Source organism: Elstera litoralis, from assembly GCF_000963705.1.
GTDB lineage: Bacteria > Pseudomonadota > Alphaproteobacteria > Elsterales > Elsteraceae > Elstera > Elstera litoralis.
This window is the reverse complement of record NZ_LAJY01000618.1, coordinates 1-1834: the sequence shown is the minus strand read 5'-3', so window position 1 is coordinate 1834 and position 1834 is coordinate 1. Positions and strand designations below refer to the sequence as shown.

Below are 1834 nucleotides of genomic sequence, written 5' to 3'. Positions count from 1 at the left end.
CGTCTATCAATAATAAAGACGATGGCTGTGCCCAATGATGGCCATTATTAATTTTATAGGGGGCGATGATGCAGGGGTGCAGAGAGTTGTTGATTGCATCGATTGTTTTGATTGGTGGATGCTCAGTAGATAAAAATAAAATAAATACAGCTCCCAAGAAAGATGGGCCAATACCAACTGGAATTCGTCCAGGTGAAGTTCAGACAGATTTTGTTATAGTGTATGATAGAGTTTTTTTTGAATTTGATCGCTATGATTTATCCGATGAGGCGCGTCAGATTCTTCAGAGACATGCGCGCTGGATGAAGGAATATCCGGAAGTTTACTTAAGTGTCGAAGGCCACGCCGATGAGCGCGGCACCCGCGAGTATAATCTTGCGCTTAGCGAGCGTCGGGCAAACGCGGCACGAGACTATTTGATTGCCCTGGGCGTTTCGCCTGCGCGGTTGACGGCGGTCGGGTATGGCAGGGAGCGCCCTTCCGTCTTTGGAACAGGCGAACCGTCCTGGAGCCAGAACCGCCGGGCCGTCTCGGTTCCCCGCCTCCCTTAGGGCCAAACGCCTTCGGTGTTTTCCCTGGGTCTGCATGGGCGCGATTCGGTTTTTGCACTGGTGCAGAAGCGCAACATGTGGCTAAAAACACCGCCAGAGGTGGGCCTTGTCCCAATCTCGCCATGTTGTCGCGCGATTCCATAGTGTGTCGCCCCGCAGGAATGCCGGGTGATCGGCTGGCTGGATCCCTCCTTTTTTCTTTGCTTGATGGATGATCTCCCATGATCTTGAAATTTGCTTTGCCGCTCGCGGCGGTTTTGTTGGTTGCAGCCTGCTCGGATCAACCCGGTTCGGGTGGCCCGGTTACGTCCGATCCGGGCGCGGGTGGGGCGGGCGGTGCCGGTGGGACCGGCGGTATCAGCTCCAACCAATTGGGCGGCGTTTCGGGCAACCGCGAACAGCAGTTGGTCCAAGCGCAGGCCGATTGGCAGCGCAGCTTTGCCGCCAATGGCACGGACCGGGTGTTCTTCGGCCTCGACCAATACACGCTGTCGGCGGATGCGCAGAACACGCTGCGCGCGCAAGCCCAGTTCCTGCAACGTTATCCGCTGGTGAACTTCGTCGTCGAAGGCCATGCCGACGAGCGCGGCACCCGCGAATATAATCTGGCGCTCGGCGACCGTCGCGGCCAGTCGGCCCGTGAATTCCTCGCCAGCTTGGGCGTCGATGGCAGCCGCTTGCAGGTGATTTCCTACGGTAAAGAGCGTCCGGCTGCAACGGGCCGGGGCGATGGCGTGTGGGCGAAGAACCGTCGCGCCGTATCGCTGCCGCGTTAAAGCTTAGCGGGGGTGGGGCCATAGGGTGCCGCCCCCGCAGTTTCTTTAAGCCTGTCTTCGTTTTGCCCGAAAGCGGCGCTAAACTGCCGTCCTCGGATTGCTGTAAAGGGCTTGTGTCATGCTCGGATCGTCGCGCCTTCTTTCGTCTCTGGCCCCGTTTGCCGTGATCGGCGCGCTGGCGCTGACCGTTCCGGCCGCCGCGCAACAGCAACCGGCGGGCGAAATCCCCATTACGGCGCAACTGACCGTGCGGATTTCGGAGCTTGAAGCGCAGATTAGGCAGTTGACCGGCCAGATCGAAGATTTATCGGCCACGGTCGCTCAGATGCGCCAACGGGCCGAGCGGCAAAGCAGCGATGTCGAGTTCCGCCTGTCGGAGCTTGAGAAGGCCCGCGAGGCTGGGGCTGCGCCCAGCGCGGCAACACCTGCCCAAGCTCAAGCCCCTGCCGTCGCGCCCGGTGCGCCGCCGCGCGATCTTGGCAGCGTTCCGGCGGCGCAAACCGCCAA

General features: G+C 59.8%; 2 protein-coding genes and 1 pseudogene. All 3 read left to right on the top strand.

Annotated features, from left to right (window positions below):
- Positions 1-65 precede the first annotated feature (65 nt).
- On the top strand, positions 66-551 hold the full coding sequence (pal, locus tag VZ95_RS23320) for a peptidoglycan-associated lipoprotein Pal (RefSeq protein ID WP_198148389.1): 486 nt from the start codon (positions 66-68) through the stop codon (positions 549-551).
- 221 nt (positions 552-772) lie between these two features.
- Positions 773-1327 (top strand): peptidoglycan-associated lipoprotein Pal, encoded by a 555-nt coding sequence (gene pal / locus VZ95_RS18305; RefSeq protein WP_045777138.1) that lies wholly within the window; start codon positions 773-775, stop codon positions 1325-1327.
- A gap of 118 nt (positions 1328-1445) precedes the next feature.
- Positions 1446-1834: pseudogene (locus tag VZ95_RS18300) on the top strand (YbgF trimerization domain-containing protein); the annotation flags it as partial.

What these genes read in the sequence shown, in the direction of transcription:
- pal (WP_198148389.1), top strand. Translation starts at nt 66, where the DNA reads ATGATGCAGGGGTGCAGAGAGTTGTTGATTGCATCGATTGTTTTGATT.
- pal (WP_045777138.1), top strand. Translation starts at nt 773, where the DNA reads ATGATCTTGAAATTTGCTTTGCCGCTCGCGGCGGTTTTGTTGGTTGCA.